Source organism: Dolichospermum sp. UHCC 0259 (assembly GCF_009711935.1).
Classification (GTDB): Bacteria; Cyanobacteriota; Cyanobacteriia; order Cyanobacteriales; family Nostocaceae; genus Dolichospermum.
In genome coordinates this window covers 1-1,042 of record NZ_VIKX01000277.1, presented here as the reverse complement: position 1 = coordinate 1,042, position 1,042 = coordinate 1, and the positions used below count along the sequence as shown (strand labels likewise).

Annotated in this window: 2 protein-coding genes; both read right to left on the bottom strand. The window is 33.3% G+C overall.

Translation table 11 applies throughout. The annotated features are described in order from the left end of the window. Nucleotides 1-183 precede the first annotated feature (183 nt). Nucleotides 184-582, bottom strand: a complete 399-nt coding sequence (locus FJR05_RS23590) for a site-specific integrase (RefSeq protein WP_168646366.1) — start codon at nucleotides 580-582, stop codon at nucleotides 184-186. A 21-nt stretch (nucleotides 583-603) separates the two neighbouring features. Next, nucleotides 604-924, bottom strand: coding sequence for a hypothetical protein (locus FJR05_RS23585; protein ID WP_168646365.1), 321 nt, complete (start codon nucleotides 922-924; stop codon nucleotides 604-606). Nucleotides 925-1,042 lie beyond the last annotated feature (118 nt).

Here is a 1,042-nt window from a genome sequence, read left to right as displayed (position 1 = left end):
AAGCAGCTTCTATTGTGGGATAACTGCTTTTCCCTTCATAAACTGTTCCACCATAATCATAAGCTCTGACAAAAGAATCAATATATTCTCTATCCCCAATTTCTATCCAGCCGTGTTCTTCTACAAAACGGTTAATATGGGGATATTGTTCTTCAAAACTGTTGGATTTTGGCATCTTGGTAATTACTCACTCACAGCATCAAGAAAGTCCTGTTTACCCTCTTTGAGAGTTTCTTTAACTTCAGCTTCTATCTCAGGACTAATTTTATTAGTTTCCACCATGTAGGAGAAAAATTTTTTGAAAGAAGTCATGTAAGATTTAGTGCTGCTTTCAGATGCCCACATTGCTTTACGTGGAAAATAATCCATCAGAAAATCATAAACATCTTGGTCATCGGCTTCATCAAGTTTTTCTAATGGTTCATAGCCAACAAGATATTCAGCAAAAAACTCAATATTTAAGATGTGGTTTTTTATCGTTTTAGCTGAAAGATTAGCTTTCTGTAGCCATATTTTAAACCCATCTAATATTGGTTGATTATACTTTTCTATTTTGGCTACTTCTTTGTCAAAGTCACTCATAATCTATTGTAATTTAGATAATTAAGCCCGTTTTGCTAACAATGTAGAACTATCACCTTGATGAAATTTGATTTTTCCTTCCAGTTCATTTTCGTCTTCCAATTTCAACCAACCACTACCAGAAGCCTCATCATTTTCATCATTGCCCTCCCAAGTAAATTCTAATTTGTTAGCACTGCCATCTTTAACAATATCGCCATCAATGTATCCAGTAACCAATCCAAACTGAAACTCCCCATTTCCTTGTTCATCAATTTCAATATAAGCCTGTACTTCCATATTAAAATATTCATCATCCCAATTCGACATTTCATAAATATGCCAAGTTCCAGTAAATTCCATGATTTTATCCTCCAGATTTAAACATTTACTATATCAGTATTTTTGTGATTTTTTTTCATCTTCCCCAGTGATTAATTGAAAAATATCATGAGGATGGTTATTATCATCTGGTTCAATA